This window comes from Rhizobium sp. NLR22b, assembly GCF_019685295.1.
Lineage (GTDB): Bacteria > Pseudomonadota > Alphaproteobacteria > Rhizobiales > Rhizobiaceae > Rhizobium.
The window spans coordinates 1-3,561 of sequence record NZ_JABDWM010000055.1; the positions used below are offsets into that span (position 1 = coordinate 1).

General features: G+C 59.9%; 3 protein-coding genes. All 3 read right to left on the reverse strand.

What is annotated here, in order from left to right; all coding sequences use genetic code 11:
* Positions 1 to 155: 155 nt before the first annotated feature.
* Genes HJC00_RS32215 through HJC00_RS32225 form a run of 3 tightly spaced genes read right to left on the reverse strand, consistent with a single transcriptional unit; the run spans position 156 to position 3,369 of the window.
* Positions 156 to 1,208, reverse strand: coding sequence for a tyrosine-type recombinase/integrase (locus tag HJC00_RS32215; RefSeq protein ID WP_221165207.1), 1,053 nt, complete (start codon positions 1,206 to 1,208; stop codon positions 156 to 158).
* Positions 1,205 to 2,122 (reverse strand): tyrosine-type recombinase/integrase, encoded by a 918-nt coding sequence (locus tag HJC00_RS32220; RefSeq protein WP_168255443.1) that lies wholly within the window; start codon positions 2,120 to 2,122, stop codon positions 1,205 to 1,207. Before HJC00_RS32220 ends, HJC00_RS32215 begins: the two co-directional genes overlap by 4 nt.
* Entirely contained in the window at positions 2,116 to 3,369 is a 1,254-nt protein-coding gene (locus tag HJC00_RS32225) for a tyrosine-type recombinase/integrase (protein WP_311044210.1), read from the reverse strand. Before HJC00_RS32225 ends, HJC00_RS32220 begins: the two co-directional genes overlap by 7 nt.
* Between the last annotated feature and the right edge of the window lie 192 nt (positions 3,370 to 3,561).

Consider the following 3,561-nt stretch of genomic DNA (forward strand, 5'->3'; position numbering starts at 1 on the left):
TGTGGTTTGTCGGCGTCGCCTCATCCGCATGATCAGCCGACGCCCGGGCCATCATCCCTCCCGTCGAACCGGACCGCCATCTGCCTGATGGACGAGACAAGCTGCGCCTGACATGGGATTGCCGCCATGCCAAGCGCGATATCGGATGAAGCAGATCAGACCGTATCGGTGGGGAACTCCGCTCTGGGGCGCACCCGTTCTGAGTACGCCGGTATTGCCAAATCCGAAAGCAACGATGCGATCAGTGCATCCGGAGCCTTAAACCGGCCCCGCCTCAGTTCCGGCGGAACAACTGCCTCGACAGCTTCCAACTTCTCGGACGGATCCATGCGGAGGTAAACCTCCGTCGTGCGGATATCGGCGTGGCCGAGCCAGAGGGCGACCTTGCGGATGTCACGGGTCGCCTGCAGCATCACGACTGCGCAGCCGTGCCGAAGCTGATGAGGTGAGACACGACGGTCGCGAAGCGATACGCAACTCTCGGCTGCTTTGACGACATACTTGTCGAGGACATACTCGAAGCCGGCACGGGTCATCGGGTCGCCTTGAGCATTGACGAAGAGCTCCGGCACACGGACCTCGCCCCGGACACTTAACCAGGCGCGAATGTCGCGCGCAGTGTCTTTCCAGAGCGGCAGGCAGCGTTCCTTGCGACCCTTTCCCAGAACTGTCACGCTCGCGCCGTGGCGAAGCGACAGATCTGCCGTCAAAACTCCGATCAATTCTGACACTCGCAAGCCTCCGGCGAAGCAGAGATGCATCATCGCCCGATCACGAATGCCAGATCTCGTCGCAAGGTCCGGTCCGTTGAGAATCGCTCGGACCTCTTCCATTGTCAGATGGCGAATGAGCTTCTGATCATGGCGTTTGCTCGGGATCGCATGCACCCGCCCGATCTGCTCCAGTGCGGACGGCACCTTGTGCTCGAGGTAGCGCATGAACGCCTTGATGGCGGCGAGCCGCACATTGCGCGTCGACGCGCTGTTGCCGCGATCCTGTTCAATGTGCGCGAGGAAAGCCACGATCATCGGTGCATCGAGGTCTTCGATCCTGAGCAAAGACGGGCGCGTGCCGAGCCGTTTTGCTGCGAAGTTGAACAGCAGCTTGAAGCTGAACGCGTATGTCTCGCAGCTTTGTGGGCTGTAACCTCGCTGTCGAGGCATGTAGTCTCGCAGGAAGCCGGTGATGAGAGGGGCGAGCTCCGTCATGCGGCATTCTCCCCGACCAAAGCCTCTGCCGCCGCAGCGATGTCGGCCATCATTTCCGGAGTCGCCTGAAGATACCAGTATGTATTGTGGATACTGACATGACCCAGGTACGTCGACAGTGCGACGAAGTGCCTGGCAACTGCGCTGCGATCGGCGCCGCATTGTTCCAGCACCCGGGTTGCGAAGGTATGACGAAGGTCATGGATGCGTGGCGGTTGACCTCGCTCCGGTGCAATACCCGCTCGTCGCAGCAGGGCGCGGAACGTACAATTGACGGTCGTCGGGTAGAGCTGTCGGTGCTGGACGGATGGGAAGAGCCAATCGCTCTCGCCAGCGCGTTGGCGCCGGATCTCAATATAGCCTTTGAGCGCTTCGATGACGGTGGCGTGCAGCGGCACCAGGCGGCTCTTGCGGAACTTTGTTTCCCGAATGTGCAAAACGCCATCGGGCAGGATGTCATCGAGCCTGAGTGCAAGAGCTTCGGAGATGCGAAGTCCAGTGGCCGCGATCAGACCGAAGAGCATGACATAGAGTTCGCGACGCAGCGGATTGGGCTTTTGGAGCCTGAGATTGCCGGCAGTATCGAGGATCCGGGCGATCTCGTACTTTGTGTAGATATAGGGCACCGGTCTATTGGTGGCGCGCTTGATATCCGCAGGCGGGATCTCGTGACGCGGATCTTCCGCATGAAGAAAGCGGGCAAACCCGATCAGGTTCGTCAGGCGATGCGCCATGGAGTTCGGCGTTTTAGCAGCCGTCGGCAACCATGTGAGAACCGTTGCAGCCCGAACGTAGCTCTCGCCCCGCTCGGATGCAAAGCGCGCGAACGCCAGAAGATGCCGTTCGGCCTTGATCAGCTTGTAACCGAGCGCTCGGCGTAGACTAAGATAGCGAGTGACGTCAGCGCTCAGCATGGCAACCTCCCGCCCCAAGGCTGCGCGATTTCCGACAGCAGGCCGATGTCGACCTTAGCGTACAGCGCCGTCGTTGATGGAGAACGGTGGCGCAATACGGCCCCGACGCCGGCAAGGCTTGCGCCGTTACGCAGCATCGCCGTCGCTGCAGAGTGACGCAACACATGTGCACCGCGATGGATGCTTTCAATTCCTGCTCTGTCGAGCGCGCGACGCACGAGGCACTTCACGGCAATGCGGCTCAGTGGTCTGATCGGCGCGATATCCGTTAGGAACACCCGCGTCGTCGCAATGCGCGGCCTTGCCCGCTCAATATAGGCCAATATAGCGTCGCCAACCTCCTGGGGCAGCGGCAGCCATTCCTCACGCCGGACCTTACCGATAAGTGCTATTCGGCCATTCCTCCAGTCAATGTCATCGAACCTGAGAGTGCTAACTTCGCTTGCCCTGAGGCCCAATCGAGCCAGCAAGAGCACGACAGCGCGATCGCGTAACCGGCTTTCGCCGTCACATGTGGTAAGGAGGCGGTCGATGTCACTTTGCGCAAGAAAGCGCGGCGTCGTCGCAAATTGCCAACTTGCGAAGTTCGGAACCGCGTGCTCCCGACCGGCGGGACATTTTCCCATTGCGACGAGATATTTGAGGTAGGCGCGCGTAGCGACGGTGATGCTTTGCGCCCAATGGCGCCCGTGCGGCTTGGCGGACTCAAGTACGAACATGCGGATTGCTGAAGCTGTGTAAGCAGCTGGATCAGCACCCAGGGACGTCATAAATTTCACGAGGACGGTTTGATAAGTGTCAAGAGTGGAGTCTTTGACGCCACGTTGTTCTTGCATCCACCGACGGAAAGCAACCAATTCGGGCCAGGTTTCGTCCAATGAGGGGCGTTGTTCCGGCGGCAGGATGTCCAGCTCGCGAAGATATTCGACGAACAGCTTGGCAGCACCCTGTGGTGCACGAGCAGTTCTGTTGCCGTGGAACACCGATGCAGAAGCGCTCAAGCCCACTGTAAGTTTGTCGACGTCGTGGCCGGCGGCGCGTACCCAATCGCCCCACAATGCCAGAAGGCGCACCACCTCCGTTACCGTCGCGGCCGAGTAATTCCGCTGGACAAGCCAGTGCTTGAAGCCGCCGACATGTGGTTGCAGCCAGTTGATCCGAACATCGACGCTGCGGCGATGTCTGTACTTTCGCTTTGTCACGCAATTTTCCTCGATTTGATCGTTGGTGCCGGTGAAGTCCGACACGTCGGACAAATCGGAGGTTTCAAATCCATTCCAGCGCTAGGCGAGTGACCTACCCGTTCCTAACTCCAGGAGAGTCAGCAAGGCGGAGTTTGGCATGCTGTCGGCTCAGGGAGATGGCAGCTTGGCGGCGGAAGGGGATAATGGCCCGGGCGGCGGCTAATCATGCGGATGAGGAGACACCGACCAACCACG